The 23,068-nt window shown below is 66.2% G+C and carries 21 protein-coding genes and 1 pseudogene; 11 read left to right on the top strand and 11 right to left on the bottom strand.

The window, feature by feature from the left end; all coding sequences use genetic code 11:
* Positions 1-115 precede the first annotated feature (115 nt).
* Positions 116-1,186, top strand: a complete 1,071-nt coding sequence (locus tag B0E41_RS10085) for an aminopeptidase (RefSeq protein ID WP_253194765.1) — start codon at positions 116-118, stop codon at positions 1,184-1,186.
* Between the two features lie 12 nt (positions 1,187-1,198).
* Complete coding sequence (locus tag B0E41_RS10080) at positions 1,199-1,537, top strand: polyhydroxyalkanoic acid system family protein (protein ID WP_077330961.1); 339 nt, start codon at positions 1,199-1,201, stop codon at positions 1,535-1,537.
* 6 nt (positions 1,538-1,543) lie between these two features.
* Here the strand turns inward: B0E41_RS10080 and B0E41_RS10075 are convergent, their stop codons facing one another.
* Positions 1,544-1,798, bottom strand: coding sequence for an acyl-CoA-binding protein (locus tag B0E41_RS10075; protein ID WP_077330960.1), 255 nt, complete (start codon positions 1,796-1,798; stop codon positions 1,544-1,546).
* 150 nt (positions 1,799-1,948) lie between these two features.
* On the opposite strand from B0E41_RS10075, the gene B0E41_RS10070 reads away from it, so the two are divergent.
* Positions 1,949-3,481, top strand: a complete 1,533-nt coding sequence (locus B0E41_RS10070; protein WP_253194759.1) for a wax ester/triacylglycerol synthase family O-acyltransferase — start codon at positions 1,949-1,951, stop codon at positions 3,479-3,481.
* A gap of 226 nt (positions 3,482-3,707) precedes the next feature.
* On the opposite strand, the gene B0E41_RS10065 is transcribed toward B0E41_RS10070, so the two are convergent.
* Together B0E41_RS10065 and B0E41_RS10060 are read right to left on the bottom strand one after the other, a co-directional pair.
* Entirely contained in the window at positions 3,708-4,472 is a 765-nt protein-coding gene (locus B0E41_RS10065; protein WP_077330958.1) for a type III pantothenate kinase, read from the bottom strand.
* A 171-nt stretch (positions 4,473-4,643) separates the two neighbouring features.
* The gene (locus B0E41_RS10060; RefSeq protein ID WP_077330957.1) at positions 4,644-5,315 is read right to left on the bottom strand and encodes a helix-turn-helix transcriptional regulator; all 672 of its coding nucleotides are present in this window, start codon (positions 5,313-5,315) and stop codon (positions 4,644-4,646) included.
* A gap of 87 nt (positions 5,316-5,402) precedes the next feature.
* Here B0E41_RS10060 and B0E41_RS10055 point away from each other — a divergent pair, with 87 nt between their 5' ends.
* Positions 5,403-6,734 carry a HAMP domain-containing sensor histidine kinase gene (locus B0E41_RS10055; RefSeq protein ID WP_253194757.1) on the top strand — a complete coding sequence of 444 codons (1,332 nt, stop codon included), beginning with the start codon at positions 5,403-5,405 and terminating at the stop codon, positions 6,732-6,734.
* A 3-nt stretch (positions 6,735-6,737) separates the two neighbouring features.
* Entirely contained in the window at positions 6,738-7,724 is a 987-nt protein-coding gene (locus B0E41_RS10050; RefSeq protein ID WP_077330956.1) for a response regulator, read from the top strand.
* A 78-nt stretch (positions 7,725-7,802) separates the two neighbouring features.
* On the opposite strand, the gene cqsA is transcribed toward B0E41_RS10050, so the two are convergent.
* From cqsA to B0E41_RS27550, 3 genes and pseudogenes are all read right to left on the bottom strand, one after another.
* A complete protein-coding gene (cqsA, locus tag B0E41_RS10045; protein ID WP_077330955.1) occupies positions 7,803-9,062 on the bottom strand; it encodes an alpha-hydroxyketone-type quorum-sensing autoinducer synthase in 1,260 nt (419 codons plus the stop codon).
* A gap of 195 nt (positions 9,063-9,257) precedes the next feature.
* Positions 9,258-9,668 carry a rhodanese-like domain-containing protein gene (locus tag B0E41_RS27555; protein WP_253194763.1) on the bottom strand — a complete coding sequence of 137 codons (411 nt, stop codon included), beginning with the start codon at positions 9,666-9,668 and terminating at the stop codon, positions 9,258-9,260.
* A gap of 204 nt (positions 9,669-9,872) precedes the next feature.
* Positions 9,873-10,373: pseudogene (locus tag B0E41_RS27550) on the bottom strand (MBL fold metallo-hydrolase); the annotation flags it as partial.
* A gap of 180 nt (positions 10,374-10,553) precedes the next feature.
* Here B0E41_RS27550 and B0E41_RS10035 point away from each other — a divergent pair.
* Both B0E41_RS10035 and icmF read left to right on the top strand, forming a co-directional pair.
* On the top strand, positions 10,554-11,450 hold the full coding sequence (locus B0E41_RS10035) for a PPK2 family polyphosphate kinase (RefSeq protein ID WP_077330953.1): 897 nt from the start codon (positions 10,554-10,556) through the stop codon (positions 11,448-11,450).
* A 29-nt stretch (positions 11,451-11,479) separates the two neighbouring features.
* Positions 11,480-14,773: a fused isobutyryl-CoA mutase/GTPase IcmF gene (gene icmF / locus B0E41_RS10030; protein ID WP_077330952.1), complete on the top strand. Its 3,294-nt coding sequence runs from the start codon at positions 11,480-11,482 to the stop codon at positions 14,771-14,773.
* A 21-nt stretch (positions 14,774-14,794) separates the two neighbouring features.
* Here the strand turns inward: icmF and B0E41_RS10025 are convergent, their stop codons facing one another.
* Complete coding sequence (locus tag B0E41_RS10025) at positions 14,795-15,865, bottom strand: DUF6352 family protein (protein WP_077330951.1); 1,071 nt, start codon at positions 15,863-15,865, stop codon at positions 14,795-14,797.
* Positions 15,866-15,953: 88 nt separating this feature from the next.
* Between B0E41_RS10025 and rocF the strand changes: the two genes are divergently transcribed.
* Together rocF and B0E41_RS10015 are read left to right on the top strand one after the other, a co-directional pair.
* Positions 15,954-16,883 carry an arginase gene (rocF, locus tag B0E41_RS10020; protein ID WP_077330950.1) on the top strand — a complete coding sequence of 310 codons (930 nt, stop codon included), beginning with the start codon at positions 15,954-15,956 and terminating at the stop codon, positions 16,881-16,883.
* Between the two features lie 13 nt (positions 16,884-16,896).
* Positions 16,897-17,535, top strand: coding sequence for a LysE family translocator (locus B0E41_RS10015; protein ID WP_077330949.1), 639 nt, complete (start codon positions 16,897-16,899; stop codon positions 17,533-17,535).
* Between the two features lie 123 nt (positions 17,536-17,658).
* Here B0E41_RS10015 and B0E41_RS10010 read toward each other — a convergent pair whose 3' ends face one another.
* Positions 17,659-17,958, bottom strand: a complete 300-nt coding sequence (locus tag B0E41_RS10010) for an antibiotic biosynthesis monooxygenase family protein (protein WP_077330948.1) — start codon at positions 17,956-17,958, stop codon at positions 17,659-17,661.
* Positions 17,959-17,979: 21 nt separating this feature from the next.
* Positions 17,980-19,611 (bottom strand): choline dehydrogenase, encoded by a 1,632-nt coding sequence (locus B0E41_RS10005; RefSeq protein ID WP_077330947.1) that lies wholly within the window; start codon positions 19,609-19,611, stop codon positions 17,980-17,982.
* A gap of 230 nt (positions 19,612-19,841) precedes the next feature.
* Between B0E41_RS10005 and B0E41_RS10000 the strand changes: the two genes are divergently transcribed.
* On the top strand, positions 19,842-20,693 hold the full coding sequence (locus B0E41_RS10000; RefSeq protein ID WP_077330946.1) for a 3-hydroxybutyryl-CoA dehydrogenase: 852 nt from the start codon (positions 19,842-19,844) through the stop codon (positions 20,691-20,693).
* A gap of 201 nt (positions 20,694-20,894) precedes the next feature.
* Positions 20,895-21,434: a hemerythrin domain-containing protein gene (locus B0E41_RS09995; RefSeq protein WP_077330945.1), complete on the top strand. Its 540-nt coding sequence runs from the start codon at positions 20,895-20,897 to the stop codon at positions 21,432-21,434.
* 35 nt (positions 21,435-21,469) lie between these two features.
* Here the strand turns inward: B0E41_RS09995 and B0E41_RS09990 are convergent, their stop codons facing one another.
* On the bottom strand, positions 21,470-22,411 hold the full coding sequence (locus B0E41_RS09990; RefSeq protein WP_077330944.1) for a pyridoxamine 5'-phosphate oxidase family protein: 942 nt from the start codon (positions 22,409-22,411) through the stop codon (positions 21,470-21,472).
* 37 nt (positions 22,412-22,448) lie between these two features.
* Positions 22,449-23,068, bottom strand: a 620-nt coding sequence (locus B0E41_RS09985; protein WP_143433765.1) for a glutathione S-transferase, incomplete at its 5' end; no start/stop codon positions are given.

Here is a 23,068-nt window from a genome sequence, read left to right as displayed (position 1 = left end):
CCGGATCTTCGGCGTGTGCTGGGGGGGTGCCCGTCTTTGGCTGAGGGGGGTGTTTTTCGACGGCGCCGCTGCGCCGGCCGTTCAGAGGGCACCCAGAGCGCAAACACGGCGCTTGCTGGCGCTGCTTCTTGTTGCCAATCTCGTCGGCGGCTGCGCGTCCACGGACGCCGGTCCCGGCTACTACTGGCAGTCGGTCGCTGGTCACCTGAAGATGATGAATGCCGCCCGCCCGGTGAAAGATTGGTTGGCCGACCCGGCCACGCCGCCCGCCCTGCAGCAACGGCTGTTGCTGGCGCAACGCATGCGCCGCTTCGCCGTCACCGAGCTGGGCTTGCCGGACAACGCGAGCTACCAGCACTACGCCGACCTCCAACGCCGCGCCGCCGTGTACAACGTGGTGGCCGCGCCGGAACTGTCGCTCAAGCTGCACAACTGGTGTTTTCCAGTGGCGGGATGTGTGGGCTACCGCGGCTACTTCGACGAAACCGAAGCCAAGGCTTTCGCCGCGACACTCCCGACAGACATGGACGTGTCGGTGTATCCGGTGCCGGCGTATTCGACCCTGGGCTGGATGAACTGGGCCGGCGGGGACCCGCTGCTCAACACCTTCATCGGCTACCCCGAAGGCGAGCTGGCCCGACTGCTGTTCCACGAGCTGGCGCACCAGGTCGTCTATGCCCCGGGTGACACGGTGTTCAACGAATCGTTTGCCACTGCGGTCGAACGCATCGGCGGGGCCCGCTGGCTGGCCCAGGCCGACGAAACGGCGCGCCGGACCTACACCGAGTTCGACGGCCGCCGACAGGCCTTCAGGGCCCATGCGCTGACCACGCGGCAGCGGTTGCAGGCGGTCTACGACGATGCAGCGCTGGACGAAGAGAGCAAGCGGCAGGCCAAAGCCGAGACCATGAACGATTTCCGCCAGCGCTACGAAGCTCTGAAACAGGGCTGGGGCGGCTACAAAGGCTACGACGCCTGGGTGGCGCAAGCCAGCAACGCCACCTTTGGCGCGCAGGCCGCCTATGACCAATGGGTGCCGGCCTTCGAGGCCCTCTTCGCGCGCGAGGGCCGGGACCTGATCCGGTTCTATGATGCGGTGCGCGCGCTGGCCAACCTGAGCGCCAAGGACCGGCGGGCAGCCTTGCAGGCGCTGGCACCTGGCGCCGGCCCCGACTTCATCCACTGAACAGGACACCCGATGGCAGACATCCACATTCAGCGCTCCCACCAACTGGGTCTGACCGGCGCACGCAAGGTGGCCTGGAAATGGGCCGAGCAGGCCGAGGCCGAGTTCGACATGGCTTGCGCCTATGAAGAAGGCGACGATTGCGACGAAGTGCAGTTCACGCGCTCGGGCGTGAAGGGCACGCTCAGGGTGTCGGCCGAACACTTCGAACTCGACGCCCAGCTCGGCTTCCTGCTGGGTGCGTTCAAGGACCGCATCGAAAGCGAGATCGTCAAGAACCTCGACGAACTGCTGGCCGAGAAGAAGAAAAAGCCGGCGACCAAGGCGGCCTCCGGCTCACGAAAGAAGTGAAGCGGCTCAGCTCAGCGACTCGATGAGGTCGACGTACTGCTGCTGGGCGTCGTCTTGCGCCGTGCCCTTCAACCCATTCCACGCGTCCCACTTGGCACGGCCGACCATGTCCCCGAAGCCGGGTTTCTTCTCAGCGTTGTCGCCGCTGGTGGCCTGCTTGTAGAGACCGTAGATCTTCAGCAGCGTGGCGTTGTCCGGGCGCTCGCTGAGATTCTTGGAATTGGCCACGGCGGCATCGAAACGGGACTGCAGATCGGACATGTTGGGGGCTCCTGTGGAAGGCAAGTGGGGTGCCGGCAGAGGGCCGGGCTAAGGGCTGGCCCGGTATCTTACGTTTGGATCCGTCGGCAGAATAGACGTCAACACCCAACCACAACAGCCGCGCCATGACGCGGCGCAGCAGGAGACTTCATGGTTCAGCGCATTCCTCGGGCGACGCGCCCGCCAGCAGCAACAGCCCGCCCGCCCGCGACCGCGGCCAAGTCCCTGGCAACCACGCTGGGGCTGGAAGGCGAGCGCATGAGCAAGGTGGACACCGCCTGGCTGCGCATGGACTCGGCCACCAACCTGATGATGATCGTGGGCGTCTGGATCCTGCGCCCGGGCATCACCCTGAAAGCACTGACCGAGCGAGTGAGTGAGCGCCTGCTGCCCTACCGCCGCTTCGTGCAGATCGCGCGGCAGGACGCGGCCGGTGCGCACTGGATCGACGATGGCGATTTTTCGATCGATCGGCACGTGGTTCGGCACACGCTGGTCCGAGAGCGCGGACAAAGCGAGCAGGAGGCCCTGCAGGCGCGCGTCGGTACGCTGGCGATGGATCCGCTGGACGCACAACACCCGCTGTGGCGCTTTGAGCTGATTGAGCGCTACGACGGCGGCTCGGCGCTGGTGGCCCGCATCCACCACTGCATCGCAGACGGCATTGCGCTCATCAGCGTGATGATGAGTCTGGTCGACGGCGGGGCCTTGCCACCGAAGCGCAAAGCCAAAGAGTCCAAAAGCGGCATCGACGCTGCAGAAGACTGGGTGGCCGACACCCTGATCCGCCCGTTCGGCGACCTGACCGCCCGGGCGCTGGAAGCCGCTGGCGGGGGCGCGGCCAAGTCGTTCGCCTTGCTGGCCTCGCCACAACAGGGACTCAGCGACTCGCTGGGCCAGGCCGTGGAACTCGCCCGCATGGGCGGCCAGCTCGCGAGCGACCTCGCCGCGCTCGCGCTCATGCCCGACGATTCGCCGACCCGGCTCAAGGGTCAGCCCCAGGGGAGCAAGCGCGTGGCCTGGTGTCAGCCGATTCCGCTCGACGAAGTCAAGGCCATTGGCAAGGCCCTGAACTGCTCGGTCAACGATGTGTTGCTGGGTTGCGTGGCCGGCGCCATCGGCGCCTATCTGCGAAAGCAAGGTGATGACCCGGCAGGACAGGAAATCCGGGCCATGGTGCCGATCAACCTGCGCCCCATGGAAGACGCCTGGAAACTGGGCAACCGCTTCGGCCTGATTCCGCTCGTGCTGCCGATCGGCATGCCCAACCCCATTGAGCGCGTGTACACGGTGCGCTCGCGCATGAACAACCTCAAGGGCAGCCTGCAACCGCTGCTGACGTTTGGGCTGCTGTCGGTGGCGGGCCTGCTGATCAAGCCCGCGCAAGACGCGATGTTGAGCCTGTTCGGCCGCAAGACGACGGCGGTGATGACCAACGTGCCGGGGCCGGCAACCAAGCTGAAGTTTTGCGGCGCAACGCTGGAGCAGACCATGTTCTGGGTGCCGCAGACCGGCAGCGTGGGCCTGGGCGTGTCGATCCTGAGCTACGGCGGCGGCGTGCAGTTCGGCGTGATTTCAGACAGCGCCCTCTGCCCCGACCCCCAGCAGATCATTGACGCCTTCGAACCCGAGTTCGCACAATTGCTCGCGGTGACGCTGATGCTGCCGTGGGGGAGCGAGTAACCCCCCGCGCCGCCTTCGGCGTCACCCCCCAGGGGGCGATGCGGGTGGCCCGGCGAAGCCGGTTCCACCGCATCCTGGGTCAGTCACGCGCGCCGGAGCGACCACGGTGGAGCCAGGGGAAGTGATCCCAGGGCACCGCGGAACCGGCTTTGCCGGGCCGCCAGTGCCGCCCCCTGGGGGTGACGCCGCAGGCGGCGCGGGGGGAGCCATCTCTGCGGCACGGGGGCTACGTCAAGCGTTGATGTGCGATTTCCAGCAGCCCGTCGAAGATCAGGCTGTCCACCAGCTCGCATGGCGTTGACATGCTCGGCGCCATCTTCCAGCCGGCACCACCGGTCATGAAGACCGCCGGCGTTTCACCGCAGTGGCGCTGGAGGTTGTCCACCATGCGCTGCACCGCGCCTGAGATGGCGAAGGTGCCACCGCTGGTGAGCGCGTCGCTGGTGTTGGTGGGGAAGTCACGCACCTCGCCGGTCGGCACGTGCAGGCCGGCCGTGCCCGACTCCAGGGCGCGCAACATGATGCCGTGGCCCGGCAGGATGATGCCGCCAAGAAACCGCCCTTCGGCGTCGATGGCCTCCACCGTCACGGCGGTACCGACCATCACCACCACGCAGGGCCGCTGAGGACCTTGCCGCAACAGCCGCTGACGCGCGCCGATCATGGCCACCCAACGGTCTGAACCCAGCCGGGCCGGATGATCGTAGCCATTGGTCACGCCGGCTTCTGCGGCGCTGGAGACCACCCATTGCGGGGCCACGTCCCACAACTCCATTTGCTCGACCACGCGGCGCTTGACGGCATCGCCGGCCACCACACAGCCCAGCACCCAGGTGGGGGCTGGCAGGGCGCTCCAGTCACCGTCGGCGAGCTTCTCGATGTTCTCCAGGAACTGGGCACCGTGCGCCAACAAGCGTCCGCCCACTCGGGGTACGTCGTACAGCGCCCACTTCAATCGTGTGTTGCCTACGTCCAGGGCCAAGAGTGTCATGGCTCGATTATGAACAAGGGGCCACACCGAATATGCGGCGGCGCAGCACGGATGCTGCGGGACAACCCCTGCCGCGCCTTCGACGGGAGGCCAGCTTCGGCGCGAAGGGATCAACCCAGGAGGCGGTGGAACCGGCTCTGACCGGGTCGCTCGTAGCGCGGCGGGGGTGGGTCAAATCAAACCGATCCAGCAGGCTCGCTGCACGGCCGACAACTTGTTGTCGGTCTTGAGTTTGGTCATCGCGTTGGCCAGGTGGTAGTTCACCGTGCGCTCGGAACAGTCCATGCGCAGCGCCGTTTCTCGGGCGGTCAGCCCCTCGAACGCGAGGTTCAGGCTTTCCTGCTCGCGCGGACTCAGGGTCACGCGCTGGTCGGCGATCGCGCGCCGCAGCATCGGCCAGATATTGAACGCCGACCAGGCCAGCGAAGCGGCTTCCGAACGGTCCGCAAAAGCGCGCGGGCTGAACATGAAACACTCGAACGCCCGGCCCGCCGGCAGGCTGAACGCCACGCGCACCAGCGTCTGGTGGCCGTGCGCCAACCACAGGCGCCGCCAGCGCCCGGCCTGCTCGGCGTAGGCCGATTTGGAAATGTCCTGCCAGGCCACCAGTGGCGCGTCGCTGTCGCGCCAGCTGGAGCCGAAATCCGAGCTCTCGGCCAAGGCCTGCGCCGGGCCGAGCAGTCGCGGTGGATGCACCGCGAGCACCTCGCGCTCGTCGCGCCCGCCCAGCGGATTCGGCCCCAGCACCATGACCGCCTCCACGCCGTGGTCCTGCAAGGCACGAACCCAATCGGCCAGAATAGCGTCCACACCCACGCTGTCAAAATTGACAGGCAGTGTCATGGCCGGGCACCTCCCACAAAAGGGACAATGCAGTGGTTCGCCCAGGAGGCTCTGGCGAAGGTTGTTGGCCGAAGCTGAAAGGAATACATGTTGCCGCTGGACCGCCTCAGGGTTCACAACGCCAGTGCAAGGCTCTGGCGCTGGGTGGTGGACGAAATTGTCCGCGCTCCTCTGGAGCCTATTTTGCACCCATCCACGGTGCGGCTTCAGTGGCTGGGCCTATTCACATTTGGCGGCCACTTCCTGTTTGCCTGGATGTGGGGGCGTTTGCTGCCGCAACCCCACGAGGTCTTCAGTGTGCGGGTCGGACTGGCCTTCATGGGACTGCTGTTGCTGCTCAATCGCGTGAACCGCGACTTGAGCGCCAAAACCAGTGTCTGGGTGTTCGGCCTCATCTTCTGGATGCAACTGCCGCTGTACTTTGGCTGGATGTACCTGATGAACGAGGGCAACAAGGTCTGGCTGGCCAGCCTCTGCTCGATGGTCCTGATCTACTACCACATCACCGACTGGCGGCTGGCCACGCTGGGCACGGTGACCGGGTTTGGCCTGGCAGCCATCCTGTTTCAACTCACCCGCACCGATCAGGCTTGGCTGGGTCTGGACCTGGACAACCTCGCGGTCCTGGCCTTCGCCTGGGTGATGAGCATCATGTTGGGCATGTCGGGCGCCAACCTGCGCCGCGCGCGGCTCATCAACACCCTGAGCACCATGGGCGTCATGGCACACGAGCTGCGCACGCCCCTGGCCTCGGTCAATCTGATGGGCGACGTGTTGCGCGGCCTGGCCCAAGCCGATGTCCCCGAGATCAAACGCAAGAAGCTCGAAGAGCTTTCGACGCGGTTGCAAAACATGGTGCGCAGCATGAACCGGCAGATCGACACCCAGATCTCCAACGCCCAGCTGCTGCGCCTGCCCCGTCCAACCACCCGGATCATGGGGTTTGAACTGGTCCAGGATGTGGTGTCGCAGTACCCATACCGGTCCACCGGCGAACGCGAGTGCGTGACCCTGGAACTCAAAGAAGACTTCTGTTTCTTGGGTTCACGGGCTCAATTTTCCCAGGTACTGGTGAATCTGATCAAAAATGCACTCCATTCGCTGGCGTCGTCCAGCGAAGCACTGCAGACCGGCGCACTGCACATCACGGTGGACGTGTCCCAGGGCCGCGGTTGTCTCACGGTGGCCGACAAGGGCACGGGCATCCCTCTGGCGAAGCAGCAGCGGGTCTTCGAACCTTTCTTTTCACTTCAGAGCACCGTGGGCAATGGGCTGGGCCTGACCTTTTGCAAGAATGTGGTGGAAGCGGCTGATGGTCATCTGAGCCTGCGCTCCGAGCCTCCGCACGGTGCCACCTTCACGGTCACCCTTCCCATTCATCACCACACATCCGCCGAACCATCCCCTGATACCGCTTGATCCATGGCCCTCAAACTTCCGCTGTACCACCGCTCGGGCTGCATTCTCTTTCTCGATGACGACATCGACTACCTGGAGATGCTCGGCATGGTCGTGCCCACGCACCTGCAGGTGGAGCTGTATTCCCGTCCTGCGGCGTTCCTGAACCGCATGCGCGACGAGCCTTCGCGCTGGGAAGCGGACGCGGCTCTGCATTTGCTGATGATCGAACGCTGGCGCCAGGGCCATCCCCTGCTGCCCCAGGTGATGCGCTACTGGGGCACCAACCCGGCGCGCTACCAGTTGGCGCACACCTGTGTGGTCGACTACGCCATGCCCGGCACCGACGGCCTCAAGGTGCTCAAAACCCTGCTGGACTGGCCCGGCTCGCGCATCCTGCTGACCGGTCAGGCCGACGAACAGATTGCCATTCAGGCCTTCAACCAGGGTTTGATCGACCAGTTCATTGCCAAGCAGACGGCCGACATTGCCGGGCGCCTGCTGACCACCCTGGTCCGGCTCGCCCACGCCGCCCACCCGCGGCTCAACACCGTGTGGCGGACCGCACTGCAACCGGCTCAGCAATCGCTGCTGCAGGTGCCTTCGGTGGCCGAAGCGCTGCAAGCCCACGCGCTGAAGCACTGGATCGAATACGTGGTGCTGGGCGAACCGTTTGGCATGCTGGGGCTGGACGCGGCGGGGCACTGCCATTGGTTGCAGCTTGAACCCGGCTCGGGCCTCAACGACCTCGCCGAGCTGGCCCGCTCGGCCGGGCTGGGGTTTGACACCGTGCGCGCCATTCAGAACGGCACGCTGCTGCCGGCGGTTGAGCTGCACCAGCAACTGGGCCTGCGCGGCCCGATCCGCACCGCCCCCGCCTTTGCCATCGGCGACGAGGGCCTGCTCACCGGCGCGGTGTTCAGCCTGGACGAGGCCGACACACCGCACCCGATCTACCCGTACCACAACTTCCTGGACATGCAGGGGTCGCGCACGATTCACGACAGCTGATACGGTTTTGCATTCAAGCGTAGAACAAGGCGCGAAGCCGCAGACAGTGCTAAAGCACGGCCAGGCGAAGCAACGAAGTTATACGTTTGAAGGCAATGCCGTATGAGTCGCCCCCCGGTTCCTGCGAGCCACCGGCCACTCCCAGGGCTTCACCAGCGCCGCGACCTCCTGGGCGGCGGCCTCGACATGGATCAGCTCCGCCTCGGTCAGCGCGGCGTGCAGGGTCATTCTGGCGAGCGACCGGTTGCGGCTGGTCGCGGGCGCGCCAAAGAACGCCGTGTGCACGCCCCGGGCATCCAGCTCGTCGCGCAAGCGGATCGTGTCGGGTTCGAGCCCAGCCTCCAGCGCAATGATCTGCTCGGTCCCCTGATGGATGGGGTAGCCCATGTCAGTGAGCGACTGGCGCATGCGCCGGGTGTGCCGCTGCAGCGTGGCCCGCGCGGCATCGGCCTGCTGCAGCACGTCCACCGTCGCGCCGAGACCGATCGCCTCGTGCGGCAGCACGCAGGAGCTGAAGATGTTGGGAAAGCTCGAGGTGAGGATGTGGTACCGCAGCCGGGCGGGCGCGCTGAAAAACCCCGCGCGGCCCGCGAGCGCCTTGGCCAGGCTGGCCGAGATGAAGTGCACCCGGTCGGTCACACCCAGCTGCGCACACAACCCCGCACCGCGCGGACCGTGCGTGCCCAGTGAATGCGATTCATCGACCAGGATCATGGAGCCGTGCCGCTCGACCACATCCAGCATCTCCACCAGAGGGCACAAGGCGCCCGTGGTGCTGTAGACCGAGTCCACCGCCACCAGACCCGGCCCCGCGCGCGACATGAGCTTGTCGAGGTGCTGCGGGTCGTTGTGCCGGAACACGTGCGCCGGGGCGCGGGCCGCGTGCGCCCCCTCCCACAACGAGGCGTGGGCCTGTCCGTCCAGATACACCGGCGTGTCCTGGTTCGCGACCGACTGGATCAGACCGACATTGGCCGCATAACCCGATTGGCAAACGAATCCATCGTCCATGCCCACCCAATTGGCCAATTTCAATTCCAGATTTCGAGTGGGATGTTCATCGTGCATGAACACACCCGACTGCACCGCGAAATTGCCGCAACGGGTCAGGGCTTCGACCTGCGCGCGAACGATGTCCGGGTGACCCGAAACGGACAAATAGTCGTTGCCATCCAATCGCACCGAATTGGGACCGGGCCGTGCGCCTTGAACGGCAAAACGCTCGTTCCAAAGATCCTTCCAGCGCGGCACAAAGTCCCGCTCCACGCGGGCCTCCAGCGCGACACTCAGCCGGGGTGCGAGACGTTGCGTTGAATGGGTGGTTTCCAGCAATTCCATGGGGTACTCCTGTGAAAAGAAGAACCCATTGAAGAAAGAAACAAGATGAAACCGCCACCCCACCTGTTAGGTCTGACAGGGGTTGTTACGCTTTCTTATCAAGTTTGGGGCGACCTATCCGATAAGCGGCGCTGGCGGCCCTTCGATGCCACCTGATATCGCGATTCCATTCAGCCGACCGAGGCCGCAGGTCGGCTAATTCTGGCGCCAGGGCAGACCATGGTGGCGCCAACCGCCTCTTCGCCCGCGATGGGCCTGGGCGTCGGGATCGCCCTCGAAACCTTCGAGGATGTTGTAAGCCTCCAGGCCCAGCTCGGTGGCCCGTTTGGCGGCAGCGATCGAGCGCACACCGCTTCGACACAACAGCACCAGTTTGTTCCCGCCCGCCGCCGCTTGCCGCACGGCGTCGTCAAACTGTGGGTTCATGGCCATGCCCGGCCACTGCTTCCAGGCCACTGGCACGGCGCCCGGTACAAAGCCCACCCATTCACGCTCGGCGTCGGTGCGCACATCCACCAGCACGGCCTGGCCCGCCTGCATCCACTGCCAGGCCAGCTGCGGTGACACGTCGCCGGCGTAACCGCCCTGAGTCGCACGCGGCTGCATGAGCAGCGCGCCGTCCGCGTCATGGCGGATGCCTGACGTGAGGTTGGCCGGCACGGCCTCGTCGATGCGCCTGGGTTTGGGCAGTTCCAAGGCATCCATGAGGGCCACAAAATCGGCTTCGCTCTTGCCCGCCACACGCGCGTTGGTGGCCTTCTCCTGACCGATGGTCGAGTGGCTTCGGCCCTGGTAGTCGTGCCCCGGCCAGACGGTGGTCGCGTCGGGCAGCGCAAACAGCACCTGTGTCAGGCTGCGGTAGAGATCGGCGGCGCTGCCCGACTGGAAGTCGGTGCGGCCGCAGCCATTGATGAGCAGCGTGTCGCCGGTGAACACGTGTTCACGCCACACGAAGCTCATGCTGCCTGCGGTGTGGCCGGGCGTGTGCAAGGCGCGCAGGCTCTCACCGCCGAACGACAAGGTGTCGGCGTGTTGCAGTTGCACCCCCGCCGTGCCGATGCCGCAGCCAAATGGGGCCGCGGTCTTTGCGCCGGTCAGTTCGGCGAGCTTGCCGGCACTGGTGATGTGGTCTGCGTGGGCATGGGTCTCCACCGTCCACACGAGCTTCAGGCCGTACTCGCGCAGGGTCGCCAGATCGCGCTCGATTTGGTCGTCCACGGGATCGATGATGAGCGCGTCGCGGGTGGACTGGTCAAACAGCACATAGGTGAAGGTGCTGGAGGCGGGGTCAAACAACTGGATCGGCTTCATGGCAGGTCGGCTTCCAAAAAAAGCATGTCAGGCAAAACGCGACAGCATATCGGCCACATCGCCGGGCGGCACATCTCCCTGGGGGTGTCCAGGTGTCATTTTTCGCCAAACCGGTTACCATGACGTTTACGTAAACGTCAACTCGGCCAGACGGCCACCCACCCCCTTTCCGGAGCCGCCATGCCCAGTCCCGACGACGCCACGCTGCCCTTCCCCCCTGCCGCCATTCGCGCCAGCCTGGGTCCGTGGAAAGACTGGCAGATCGCACCGGAGGCGGGTGAACGCAGCGCCAAGGCGCGCCAGGCACAGGCACTCAAAAGCTTCGACACCGGCGCCAAGCCGTTCAGTCTGGGCAAGAAAGCCGTCGACCTCGCGGCGGTGGAGGCGCTGGCCCTGGAGTTGGACGGTCTGCAGGACCGCTTCTACGCCGACCGCCGCTTCAAGCTGCTGCTGGTGCTGCAGGGCAGCGACACCTCGGGCAAGGATGGCACGGTGCGCGGCGTGTTCGCGCGCACCAGCCCGCTGGGTGTGCACACGGTGGGATGGAAGGCGCCGACCGAGCCCGAGCGAGACCACGACTACCTCTGGCGCATCCACCAGAAGATGCCCGGCGCGGGCGAGATCATGGTCTTCAACCGCAGCCACTACGAAGACGTGCTGGTGCCGGTGGTCAACCGCTGGATCAAGCCCGAGCAAACGCAGCAGCGCTACCAGCAGATCAATCACTTCGAGCGACTGCTCGCCCAGACCGGCACGGTGATCATCAAGTGCATGCTGCACATCGGCAGCGAAGAACAAAAGCAACGCCTTCAGGAGCGCGTGGACGACCCCGAGAAACACTGGAAATTCAGCCTCGGTGATCTGGAGGTGCGCAAACAGTGGCCGGCGTACCAAAAGGCCTATGAAGACCTGCTGCACGCGACCTCGACGCCCTGGGCGCCCTGGACCGTGGTGCCCGCCGACTCCAAGACCCACCGCAACCTGATGATCGCGACGCTCGTGCGCGACAGCCTGCAGGCGCTGGACCTGCGCTACCCCCCCGAGAATCCGGCCCTCAAGGGCCTGCGCATCGAATAACAACCGACCCACCCGAGAGAGACACCGAGATGAGCGACCTGTCCGCCGACTTCAAGGCCCTGGCCAACTACCGCCCCACCAACAAGGTGCGTTTCGTGACCGCCGCGAGCCTGTTCGACGGCCACGACGCGGCCATCAACATCATGCGGCGCATCCTGCAAGGCATGGGCGCCGAGGTGATCCACCTGGGCCACAACCGCTCGGTGGACGACGTGGTCACCGCCGCGCTGCAGGAAGACGTGCAAGGCATCGCGATCAGCTCCTACCAGGGCGGCCATGTGGAGTACTTCAAGTACATGGTGGACCTGCTGCGCGCGCGCGGCGGTGAGCACATCCAGGTGTTCGGCGGCGGCGGCGGCGTGATCGTGCCGGCCGAAATCCGCGAGCTGCACAACTACGGCGTGGGCCGCATCTACAGCCCCGAAGACGGACAGAAGATGGGCCTGCAGGGGATGATCGGCGAGATGGTCATGCGCTGCGACCGGGACATCAGCGCCTACGCGCCCAAGGCGATGGAAGCCATTCAGGGTCACGGTGAAATGAACTGGCGCGCTCTGGCGCAGCTGATCACGGCCATCGAGAATGGCAAGGCCCAGGCGTCGGTGCTCGACGCGATGCGCCAGGTCGCAGCGGGCAGCCAAACCCCCGTGCTCGGCATCACAGGCACCGGCGGCGCCGGCAAGTCTTCACTGACCGACGAACTGATCCGCCGCATCCGGCTTGACCAGGACGACGCGTTGCGCGTGGCCGTGATCTCGATCGACCCCTCGCGCCGCAAGAGCGGCGGCGCCCTGCTCGGCGACCGCATCCGCATGAACGCGATCACGCCCTGGAGCAACGGGCAGCGTGTCTACATGCGTTCGCTCGCCACGCGCGACACCAGCAGCGAGATCAGCGCCGCCCTGCCCGACGTGGTGGCCGCCTGCAAGGTGGCGGGTTTCGACCTCATCGTGGTCGAAACCTCGGGCATCGGCCAGGGCGACGCGGCCATCGTGCCGCACGTGGACATCCCGATGTACGTGATGACGCCCGAGTTCGGCGCGGCCAGCCAGCTGGAGAAGATCGACATGCTCGACTTCGCCGAGTTCGTGGCGATCAACAAGTTCGACCGCAAAGGCGCGGCCGACGCGCTGCGCGACGTGGCCAAGCAGGTGCAGCGCAACCGCGAGGCCTTCACCGTCATGCCAGACCAGATGCCGGTCTTCGGCACCATGGCCGCGCGCTTCAACGACGACGGCGTGACCGCGCTGTACCAGGCCATCAAGGCGCGGCTGATCGCGCTCGGCCTGCCGCTCACCGACGGCCACCTGCCGCGGGTGAACGTGCGCCACAGCACCAACCAGACGCCCATCGTGCCGCCCGCGCGCACGCGTTACTTGGCCGAGATTTGTGACACCGTGCGCGGCTACAAGAAGAAGGCGCGCGAACAGGCGAAGCTGGCGCGCGAGATACAACAACTGCGCGCCGCCGCCGACATGCTGGCGGTGGACAAGCCCAACCGGCCCAAGGCGTCCGAAGCAGCCATCGACCTCGCGGAATCCCGCGAGCTGACGCAGGACCCGGCCGCGCGCAAGCTGCTGGCCCAGTGGCCCGACATGCAGAAGGCCTACGCGGGCGACGAGTACGTGGTGAAGATCCGCGACAAGGAGATCCGCACCGCGCTGACCACGAAGTCGCTCAGCGGCACCACCATCCGCAAGGTCGCGCTGCCGCAGTACGAGGACCACGGCGAGTTGCTCAAGTGGCTGATGCTCGACAACGTGCCCGGCAGCTTCCCCTACACCTCGGGCACCTTCGCCTTCAAGCGCGAGGGCGAGGACCCGACGCGCATGTTTGCCGGCGAAGGCGACCCCTTCCGCACCAACCGCCGCTTCAAGCTGCTGTCCGAAGGCATGCCCGCCAAGCGGTTGTCCACCGCCTTCGACTCGGTCACGCTGTACGGCAACGACCCCGATCCGCGGCCCGACATCTACGGCAAGGTCGGCAACTCGGGCGTGAGCATCGCCACGCTGGACGACATGAAGGTGCTCTACGGCGGCTTCGACCTGTGCCACCCGACCACCTCGGTGTCCATGACGATCAACGGCCCGGCGCCGAGCATCCTGGCGATGTTCATGAACACCGCCATCGACCAGAACCTGGAGAAGTTCAAAGCCGAAAACGGCCGCGAGCCGACCGACACCGAAGCCGCCAAGATCCGCGAGTGGGTGCTGGCCAACGTGCGCGGCACGGTGCAGGCCGACATATTGAAAGAAGACCAGGGCCAGAACACCTGCATCTTCTCGACCGAGTTCTCATTGAAGGTGATGGGCGACATCGCCGAGTACTTCGTGCACCACGACGTGCGTAACTTCTACTCGGTTTCGATCTCGGGGTACCACATTGCCGAGGCCGGCGCCAACCCGATCAGCCAGCTGGCCTTCACGCTCAGCAACGGCTTCACGTTTGTGGAGGCCTACCTGGCGCGCGGCATGCACATCGACGACTTCGCGCCCAACCTGAGCTTCTTCTTCAGCAACGGCATGGACCCGGAATACACCGTGCTCGGCCGCGTGGCGCGGCGCATCTGGTCGGTGGCGATGAAGGAGAAGTACGGTGCGAATGAACGGTCTCAGAAGTTGAAATACCACATCCAGACCAGCGGCCGCAGCCTGCATGCCCAGGAAATCCAGTTCAACGACATCCGCACCACCTTGCAGGCGCTGATCGCGATCTACGACAACTGCAACTCGCTGCACACCAACGCGTTCGATGAAGCCATCACCACGCCGACCGAAGAGTCGGTGCGCCGCGCGATGGCGATCCAGCTCATCATCAACCGCGAGTGGGGGCTGGCCAAGAACGAGAACCCCAACCAGGGCGCCTTCATCATCGACGAGCTGACCGAGCTGGTGGAAGAAATGGTGCTGAGCGAGTTCGAGAAGATTGCCGAGCGTGGCGGCGTGCTGGGCGCGATGGAAACCGGCTACCAGCGCAGCAAGATCCAGGAAGAGAGCATGCACTACGAGATGCTCAAGCACACCGGCGAGTACCCCATCATCGGTGTCAACACCTTCCGCAACCCGCACGGCGACCAGACGCCCGAGACCATCGAGCTCGCGCGTTCGACCGAAGAAGAAAAACAAAGCCAGCTGCAGCGGCTGGCCGACTTCCACACCCGGCATGCCAACGAGGCGCCCGCCCAGCTCGCACGCCTGAAGCTCGCCGTGATCGAGAACCGAAACGTGTTCGAGGTGCTGATGGACGCGGTGCGCTGCTGCTCGCTCGGTCAGATCACCAGCGCGTTGTTTGAGGTGGGTGGTCAGTACCGGCGCAACATGTGAGCGCTGCGCCGGCGAACGGGGTCACACCGTCCGCGCCAGCGGCAGGTTGAGCAACAGGTTCTGCGGCTTGAGCTTGAGCAGGCCGTCGGCCGTCATGGACAGCCCCAGGTAGACCGGCTTGCCCTGCAGATCGGCCCGCATCTGCTGAGGGTCGTCAAAGCGCAGTCGGAACAGGCTGATCAGCCGCTGCAGGCGCTCGGGCGCCACCTCGTGGCCCAGGTAGAGGTCGTTGAGCAAGGGGCTGGACTCGGCGTCCAGACCCAGGTGCCAGCGCCACGACGGGTCTTCCACGCGCGACTCGGGCTGGATCTGCACCGATGCGCCCAGGAAGTGCCCTACCCACCGCTCCAGCACCCGGGCCAGCGCTTTCAGGCCCGAGTCGGCGCGGTTCATCGTCAGGGTCAGGCCGTGGGGCAGCTCGTTTTGCACCTCGTGCGTGAGATCGAGCAAAAAGTTGAAACGGCCCTCCCCCGCCTGGCTCTGCCGGTAGCGCGCGGCGTTGTCCGGCCCCAGCACGTCCATCTGCACCGTCGGCAGCGCCGCGCCGCCCTGCATCAGCAAGCGGCCCATGTCACCGAGCCCGCCGGTCTGGCTCATCATGTCCAGCACCGCGCTGTCGCCACAGAGCACGCGACCGTCCTGCACGCTCACGCGCTGGCGGCGAAACAGCAGCTCGGCCGCGCGCCAGTGCCAGGCATCGTCGTCGCCGCTCAGCAGGTGGCAGACGATGGCCTGCACCATGAGGTCCAGGAACAGCGGGGGCATCTGGATCGCGCCGTCCCGGAAGAAGCCCGCGTAGGCCGCTTCGAGCGAGCCCGCCGCCTGCACCGTGTCGCGGAAACCGAGAAACAGGCGGAAGTTGGCGCGCACGTCGGCGTCTTCAATGGCGTCGAGCTCAACGGCATTGACAGCTCGAAGGGGCGACTCCACCAGGGCCGCGTGCAGAGCTCTTTCACCCTCGCACGACTCGTCCACCAAAGCGAGTTCGGGCCGCTCCAGCCACAGCCGCCAGTAGCCGTCGGTGGGCACAAGCCAGCCACGGGGATTGCATTCAAGGCGGTCGTGGCCGCAGGAGGTCCAGAAAGGGTGCACGGCAGGGGCAGAAAGAAACCGCAGCGCGCGGTGGTGAATCGGGCCCGCGATTGTCGGTCAGCGGGGCGACTCGCTTCACAATAAGGGCATGCAAAATCCCATCAGTCTCATTGGCGCCCCCACCGACATCGGCGCGGGCGCGCGCGGCGCCTCCATGGGCCCCGAAGCCCTGCGCGTGGCAGGCCTCCAGGCCGTGCTGGAAAGCCATGGCCTGCAGGTGGCCGACCGTGGCAACCTGGGCGGCCCGGCCAACCCCTGGTTGCCGCCCACCGAGGGCTACCGCCACCTGCCCGAGGTGGTGGCCTGGAACACCGCCCTGCACGACGCGGTGCACGCCGAGCTGGCGCTGGGCCGCATGCCCATCGTGCTCGGCGGCGACCATTGTCTCGGGCTGGGGTCGATCAGCGCGGTCGCGCGCCATTGCCGCGACACCGGCAAGACGCTGCGCGTGCTCTGGCTCGACGCCCACGCCGACTTCAACACCGCCGCCCTCACGCCCAGCGGCAACATTCACGGCATGCCGGTGGCCCTGCTCTGCGGCATGGGTCCGGCCGCCCTCACCGGCATCGGTGGCACCACCCCGGCCATCAGCGCGAGCGTGGTGCGCCAGATCGGCATCCGCAGCGTGGACGCGGGCGAAAAGCGGCTGGTGCACGAAGCGGGGCTGGAGGTGTTCGACATGCGCTACATCGACGAGATGGGCATGCGCCACACCATGGACCAGGCGCTGATGGGCATGGACGACAACACCCACCTGCACGTGAGTTTCGATGTGGACTTTCTCGACCCCGAAATCGCCCCCGGCGTGGGCACCACCGTGCCCGGCGGCCCGACCTACCGCGAGGCGCAGCTCTGCATGGAAATGATCGCCGACACCGGGCGCCTGGCCTCGCTCGACGTGATGGAACTGAACCCCGCGCTCGACGTGCGCAACCGCACCGCCGAGGTGGCGGTGGACCTGATCGAGAGCCTGTTCGGCAAGTCCACGCTGATGCGCCAGACGGCGCCGCGGGCCTGAACACCACCGAGCCATGAGCCTGCAACTGCTGCTGGCCTACAGCCTGATCACCTGGCTCACCGCGGCCACGCCCGGCCCGGCGGTGCTGCTGGCGCTGCGCAACGGCGCCACGCGCGGTTTTCGCGCCGGCTTCTTTTCCACGCTCGGCAACCAGTTGGGCCTGTTGCTGCTGGCCGGTGCGTCCATCCTCGGCCTGGGCGTGATCCTGCATACCTCGGCCTGGCTGTTCACACTGGTGAAGTGGGTGGGCGCGGCCTACCTGGTGTACCTGGGCACGCGCATGCTGCTGGCGCGCGGCGGGCTCGAACTGGAGAGCCCCGACCGCGGCGAAGCGCCGCCCGCCAGCGACGCGCAGATGCTGCGCCTGGGCCTGTGGGTCTCGCTCACCAACCCGAAAGCCATCCTGTTCTTTGGCGCGCTGTTCCCGCAGTTCGTGCAGACCGAACAGCCCTTGCTTCCGCAGTTCGCCACGCTGGTGTCGCTGAGCGTGTGCGCCTCGGTGTCGTGCCTGTTGACCTATGTGTGGCTGGCGAGCCGGGCGCGCCGCTGGCTGCAGCGGCCACGCGCCGCGCTGTGGATCAACCGCGTGGCAGGCAGCGTGTTCATCGGCTTTGGACTGGTGCTGGCGGGGTTGCGCCGGACGTCGGCCTGAATCCGGCGCGCGTGATCCCAACCAAGAATGCCGCGGAACCGGGTTCGCCGGTCCGCAGGCATTGCCCCTTGAGGGGCTGAGCTGGCTACACGAAGTGAGCCAGCGATGGGGGTGGGATGTGACTCAGCTTTTGCTGACGAGCTCCAGGTGCTCCACCACCGTCGGCTGGACGAAGAACGGGCCGACGATGGCACGCCATTCGGCAAACGCTGGCGACTGGCGGAAGCCCACCGTGTGGTCTTCCAGCGTGTCCCAATAAATCGTCAGGAGGTAGCGGCCCGGGCTCTCGATGCTGCGGTTGACCTTGTAGCCCTGAAAGCCCTTGGCATGGGCGATCACCGTGCTGGCGCCGCGGGTGATGGCTGCTTCAAATTCGGTGGCCTTGGCGGGGTCGATGCGGATGTCGGCGTGTTCAAGAATCATGGTGAGGTCCCGGAATAGGCGTCATGCCACTGCGGCCTGACGATCTTCCAGAATCATATCGGTGGCCTTCTCCGCCATCATGATCACCGGCGCATTGGTGTTGCCGCCGACCACGCTGGGCATGACGGACGCATCGACCACCCGCAGCCCCTGCACGCCGTGCACGCGAAGGCGGGCATCGACCACCGCCATCGCATCGCTGCCCATGCGACAGGTGCCCACCGGGTGGTAGATGGTGTCGGCGTGGTGGCGCACGAACTGCTCGATCTGGGCATCGCTCTGCGCGCCCGCCGATGCCTTCGATTCCTGGCCGCCGTGGCGCGCCAGCGCGGGCTGTTGCAACAGGTGCCGCATCACCTTGAAGCCGCGCACCAGCCGGGCCACGTCGTCCGGGTCTTTCAGGAAAGCGGGGTCGATCAGCGGCATCACCTGCGGGTCGGCGCTGGCCAGGCGCAGCGTGCCGCGGCTCTTCGGCCGCAGCACACACACGTGGCACGAATAGCCGTGACCCAGCACCGTCTTGCGGCCGTGGTCCACCAGCTTGCCGACCACGAAGTGCAGCTGCAGGTCGGGGATCGCCTCTTCCGGCGCGCTCTTGATGAAACCGCCCGCCTCGGCGAAGTTGGTGGTGAGCGGGCCGCTGCGCTGGCGTCGCCACTCGACGATGCCCTTGAGCATGTTCAACACGCCCTTCCACGACAGACCGAACAGCTCGGTGAGCCGGGGCGCGTTGACCACCATCACCACGTCGGGGTGGTCGTGCAGGTTCTCGCCCACACCGGGCAGGTGATGCACCACGCTGATGCCGTGTTCGCGCAGGTGCGCCGCCGGGCCGATGCCCGAGAGCATGAGCAGCTGCGGTGAGCCGAACGCGCCGGCGCAGAGCAGCACCTCGCCACCCGGCTTGAGGTTCAAGGCTTGCGAAGCGCCGCGACCGCCATCGGCCCGGTATTCGACGCCCACCGCGCGCAGCTGTCCGTTCACCGTGTCGGTGAGCACCCGCGTGGTCGGCGCGCCCGTGATCACCTTCAGGTTGGGTCTCGACAGGTGCGGCGTGAGGTAGGCCTTGGCGGCGCTGAAACGTTCACCGTTCTTGTGCGTGACCTGGTAGACGCCCACGCCTTCCTGCTCCGGGCCGTTGAAATCGGTGTTGACCCGTTGGCCCGCCTGCTGACCCGCCTCGACGAAGGACGGCAGGAACGGGTTCGGCGAGCGCAGGTCCATCACGTTGAGCGGCCCACCCTGGCCGTGCAGCGCATCGGCGCCACGCTCGTTGTGTTCGGAGCGCTTGAAGTAAGGCAGCACATCCGCGAACGACCAGCCCGGGTTGCCTTCGGCCGCCCAACTGTCGTAGTCCTGCGCATGGCCGCGCGCGTAGATCATGGCGTTGATCGAGCTGGAGCCGCCGAGCACCTTGCCGCGCGGCTGGTAGCCGCGCCGCCCGTTCAGGCCCGGCTGCGGCGTGGTGCTGTAGCCCCAGCCATTGAGCTCGTACTTGGCCATCACGGCCAGGGCGCCCGGGCAGTGGATCAGCACGCTCTTGTCCGCCGGACCGGCTTCGAGCAGGGCCACGCGCACGGCCGGGTCTTCGCTCAGGCGGCCCGCCAGCACGCTGCCGGCCGATCCGCCGCCGACGATGATGAAATCAAACATGAGGTCTCCGTTGTGTGGCACGGGAATCGCTTCCCCGTGCGTGGCGCGCCGCCGTCATGCCCTTGCAAGATGCAGCGCGACAATCTGCGGGAAGTTAGCACGGCCTCAGGAGGCGCCGGTAGGTGAGCCAGCCTAGGAAAGACACCTGCGTGACGCCCCTTCGGCTCCTTTCCAGCGCCACCCCGGACAATGGCTTTTTTTGACACGTTCCACACAGGAGTGAACCCTTCATGAGCAGCATTCAAACCGTCGGCATCATCGGCTCGAGCACCATGGGCAATGGCATCGCCCAGGCCTGCGCCACCAGCGGCCTTCGCGTGGTCATGGTCGACATCGCCCAGGCGGCCGTGGACAAGGGCGTGGCCACCATCGCTGGCAGCCTGGACCGCCTGATCAAGAAAGAAAAGATCACGGCCGCCGACAAGGACAAGGCCCTGGCACTGATCAAAGGCTCGACGAACTACGACGACCTCAAGGGCGCGCAGCTCGTCATCGAAGCCGCCACCGAAAACGAAAGCCTGAAGGTCAAGATCCTGCAGCAGCTCGACGGTCTGCTGGCCCCTGAGGTGATCGTGGCCACCAACACCAGCTCGATCAGCATCACCAAACTGGCCGCTGCCACGCAGCGCCCCGACCGCTTCATCGGCATGCACTTCTTCAACCCCGTGCCCATGATGGCGCTGGTGGAGATCATCCGTGGCCTGCAGACCAGCGACGCCACGCACGACGCCGTGAAGGCCATGGCCGAAGCGCTGGGCAAGACGCCGATCACGGTGAAGAACGCCCCCGGCTTCGTGGTCAACCGCATCCTGGTGCCCATGATCAACGAGGCCTTCTTCGTGCTGGCCGAAGGCCTGGCCACGCCGGAGGACATCGATGCCGGCATGAAGCTCGGCTGCAACCAGCCCATCGGCCCGCTGGCGCTGGCCGACATGATTGGCCTGGATGTGTGTCTGGCGGTGATGAACGTCTACATGGCCGAGTACAACGACAGCAAGTACCGCCCTGCCCCGCTGCTCAAGGAAATGGTGGCGGCAGGCTGGCTGGGGCGCAAGTCGGGCAGAGGTGTGTACACGTACTGACCCCAACACCGCTGTTCGTCGAGAGCCCGCTTCGGCGGGCTTTTTTTGCCGCAGCGACGGGCCGCCCCAAGCAAGGCCGCGCCCCTACGGGGCAGCGACCCGCACAGCGGCGGAGCGTGGGGGGAACCATTTCTTGAGCAAGATCAATGGGCGACAGCGCAGCTTCTTCAGAATGAACCCACCGTTCCACAGGAGTTCAACATGAGTGCCGCCCCCGTTTCCATCGCCGTCTTCGAGTTCCTCGACAGCACCCATCAAGAGATCCAGAGCCAGATCAAACTGCTGCACACGCTGGTGGACACGATCGAATCCTCGGGCCTGAACCAGGCCAACCGGGCCCAGGCGCGGCGCGTGCTCGACTACTTCAACGGCGAGGCGCGGCAGCACCATCTGGACGAAGAGAAACACATCTTTCCCGCGCTGCTCGACAGCCCGAACGCCGAGGTCGTGCAGGCCACCGAACACCTGATCCAGGACCATGGCTGGCTGGAGGAAAACTGGATTCAGATCGCACCCTCGCTGGAGGCCGCGACCGGCGGCAACCTGTGGTTCGACACCGTCGAGTTGCGCCACGCGCTGGAGGTGTTTGAAGCGCTGTACCTCGACCACATCATTCTGGAAGAGTCCATCGCCTACCCGGAGGCGAAGAAACGCCTGATCGGCGCGGACACCCTGGGCATGGGCCGCGAGATGGCCAAGCGCCGGGCACTGCGGCGCGACGAGGTGCGCGCCAAGACATAGCCCCACCCTGAGAGGCTGAGCCCTTGCGCCCTCGCCTAGCGGGATGGCCAATGCCCCATGCCGGCGAGGTGGGGTGAGCGCTCGGCTGGACCCCAGCGCAACGGCAAGTCGCCCTGCACGCGCTGGGCGTGTGTGACCTCCAACCGCAGCAAGCGCTGCGCACCCTCGAATGCCGAGAGCTCAGCGCCGTCCCACACCACGCTGGCGCGCGTGGCGAGGTAGAGCCGGTCGCCGCGTTCGAAGTCCATGAACAGCAGGCCCGCCAGCGGATGCACCGCGATGTTGCCCAGCGTGTTGAAGAACTGGTTGCCCAAAAAATCGGGCACGGTGAGGCGCTGGCCCTCGACCTTCACGAAACCCGGCAAACCGCCTCGGTGCGACACGTCCACCCCGTGGCTGGGCTCGCGCGCCGCGGCCGCACCGGGGTGCGCGGTGGCAATGAAAAAGGTGTCGGCCGCACGGATCAGCTCGCGCGAGGCCTCGTCCAGCCCTGGGCCCTGGTGCGCCACCTGACCGGCGGGCGCGTCGGGTGTCCACCGCGGCTCGCGCGCCTGGATGTACTTCGGGCAGTTGCCGAAGCTCTGGACCACCTCGACCATGAAGCCGTCGTCCCGCAAATGCGCCCTGCCATTCATGCGGTTGCGTCGGCGCGTGTGTGGCTGGATGCCGAGCAGACCGAGCGCAGCGTCTTCATGCAGCGTGTGTTGCAGGGGGTCGTGCGGCAGCGCCTGTGCGCGGACGTGCAGGTGCCCGGGGTCGGGCGAGTGCATGAAGCCCGGCGCGCCCGCGAGCACGCTGGCCCAGGGCTGGCCCTGTGCGTCCACGCTGGCCACCACCACAAAGGGCAGCAGGCCGAAAAATTCGCGGTGCTGGTCGGGCATGTGGTCACGCATCACGCGCGGGCCGATCTGCGCCAGCTGCGCCTGCATGCCCACGCGCGCCTGCAGGGTCTGTTCACCTAGGTGAAAAGTGGTCATGTGTGTACCTTCGCCATGCGAGCTGCTGTGCGAGCGCTCATGCTGCCAATCCCACCGGCGACTTGAGCATGGGCACGAACCCGGGCAACGCCTCGACGCGCGCCAGCCAGGCCCGAATCGCCGGATACGGCTGCAGCGACACCAGGCCCTCGGGTGCGCGCGCCACATAAGCGTAGTGCGCCAGATCGGCCAGCGTGGCGCGCTCACCCACCAGAAACGGCGTGCGGTGGAGCTCCACCTCCATCAACCCGAGCAGTGCCTCGGCCCGCGCGACGGCGTCTTTCGGGTCGGTCGGCAGCTTGAACAGCTGCACCACGCGGGCGGCGGCCGGCCCGAAGGCCAGCGGACCGGCGGCCAACGACAGCCAGCGCTGCACGCGCGCCGCGCCCACCGGGTCGCGCGGCAACCACTGGCCGGGCGCGTAACGGGCTTCGAGGTAGACCAGGATGGCGTTCGAGTCCGCCAGCGTCAGCTCGCCATCGCGCAGCACCGGGATCTGGCCCAGCGGGTTCATGGCGAGGAAGTCGGGGGCTTTGTGCTGCTTCTGTGCGAGGTCCACATCGATGCTTTCGAACGGCAGGCCGAGCAGCGAGAGGAACAACTCAACGCGATGGCAATGGCCCGAGACGGGGTTGCGGTAGAGCCTGAGGGTGGGGA

The organism is Hydrogenophaga sp. A37 (assembly GCF_002001205.1).
Classification (GTDB): Bacteria; Pseudomonadota; Gammaproteobacteria; order Burkholderiales; family Burkholderiaceae_C; genus Hydrogenophaga.
Note: the sequence above shows the minus strand (reverse complement) of the source record. Positions and strands in the feature narration are given on the sequence as shown.

Excerpts from the sequence above, each read along its gene's own strand:
- B0E41_RS10050 (WP_077330956.1), top strand. The coding sequence starts at position 6,738 with ATGGCCCTCAAACTTCCGCTGTACCACCGCTCGGGCTGCATTCTCTTT.
- B0E41_RS10010 (WP_077330948.1), bottom strand. The coding sequence starts at position 17,958 with ATGATTCTTGAACACGCCGACATCCGCATCGACCCCGCCAAGGCCACC.
- B0E41_RS27555 (WP_253194763.1), bottom strand. The coding sequence starts at position 9,668 with ATGCAGCCGCGTGCGACTCAGGGCGGTTACGCCGGCGACGTGTCACCG.
- B0E41_RS10075 (WP_077330960.1), bottom strand. The coding sequence starts at position 1,798 with ATGTCCGATCTGCAGTCCCGTTTCGATGCCGCCGTGGCCAATTCCAAG.
- B0E41_RS10005 (WP_077330947.1), bottom strand. The coding sequence starts at position 19,611 with ATGTTTGATTTCATCATCGTCGGCGGCGGATCGGCCGGCAGCGTGCTG.
- B0E41_RS10015 (WP_077330949.1), top strand. The coding sequence starts at position 16,897 with ATGAGCCTGCAACTGCTGCTGGCCTACAGCCTGATCACCTGGCTCACC.
- rocF (WP_077330950.1), top strand. The coding sequence starts at position 15,954 with ATGCAAAATCCCATCAGTCTCATTGGCGCCCCCACCGACATCGGCGCG.
- B0E41_RS10035 (WP_077330953.1), top strand. The coding sequence starts at position 10,554 with ATGCCCAGTCCCGACGACGCCACGCTGCCCTTCCCCCCTGCCGCCATT.
- B0E41_RS10000 (WP_077330946.1), top strand. The coding sequence starts at position 19,842 with ATGAGCAGCATTCAAACCGTCGGCATCATCGGCTCGAGCACCATGGGC.
- B0E41_RS10080 (WP_077330961.1), top strand. The coding sequence starts at position 1,199 with ATGGCAGACATCCACATTCAGCGCTCCCACCAACTGGGTCTGACCGGC.
- B0E41_RS09995 (WP_077330945.1), top strand. The coding sequence starts at position 20,895 with ATGAGTGCCGCCCCCGTTTCCATCGCCGTCTTCGAGTTCCTCGACAGC.
- B0E41_RS10065 (WP_077330958.1), bottom strand. The coding sequence starts at position 4,472 with ATGACACTCTTGGCCCTGGACGTAGGCAACACACGATTGAAGTGGGCG.
- cqsA (WP_077330955.1), bottom strand. The coding sequence starts at position 9,062 with ATGGAATTGCTGGAAACCACCCATTCAACGCAACGTCTCGCACCCCGG.
- B0E41_RS10070 (WP_253194759.1), top strand. The coding sequence starts at position 1,949 with ATGGTTCAGCGCATTCCTCGGGCGACGCGCCCGCCAGCAGCAACAGCC.
- B0E41_RS10055 (WP_253194757.1), top strand. The coding sequence starts at position 5,403 with ATGTTGCCGCTGGACCGCCTCAGGGTTCACAACGCCAGTGCAAGGCTC.
- B0E41_RS09990 (WP_077330944.1), bottom strand. The coding sequence starts at position 22,411 with ATGACCACTTTTCACCTAGGTGAACAGACCCTGCAGGCGCGCGTGGGC.
- B0E41_RS10060 (WP_077330957.1), bottom strand. The coding sequence starts at position 5,315 with ATGACACTGCCTGTCAATTTTGACAGCGTGGGTGTGGACGCTATTCTG.
- icmF (WP_077330952.1), top strand. The coding sequence starts at position 11,480 with ATGAGCGACCTGTCCGCCGACTTCAAGGCCCTGGCCAACTACCGCCCC.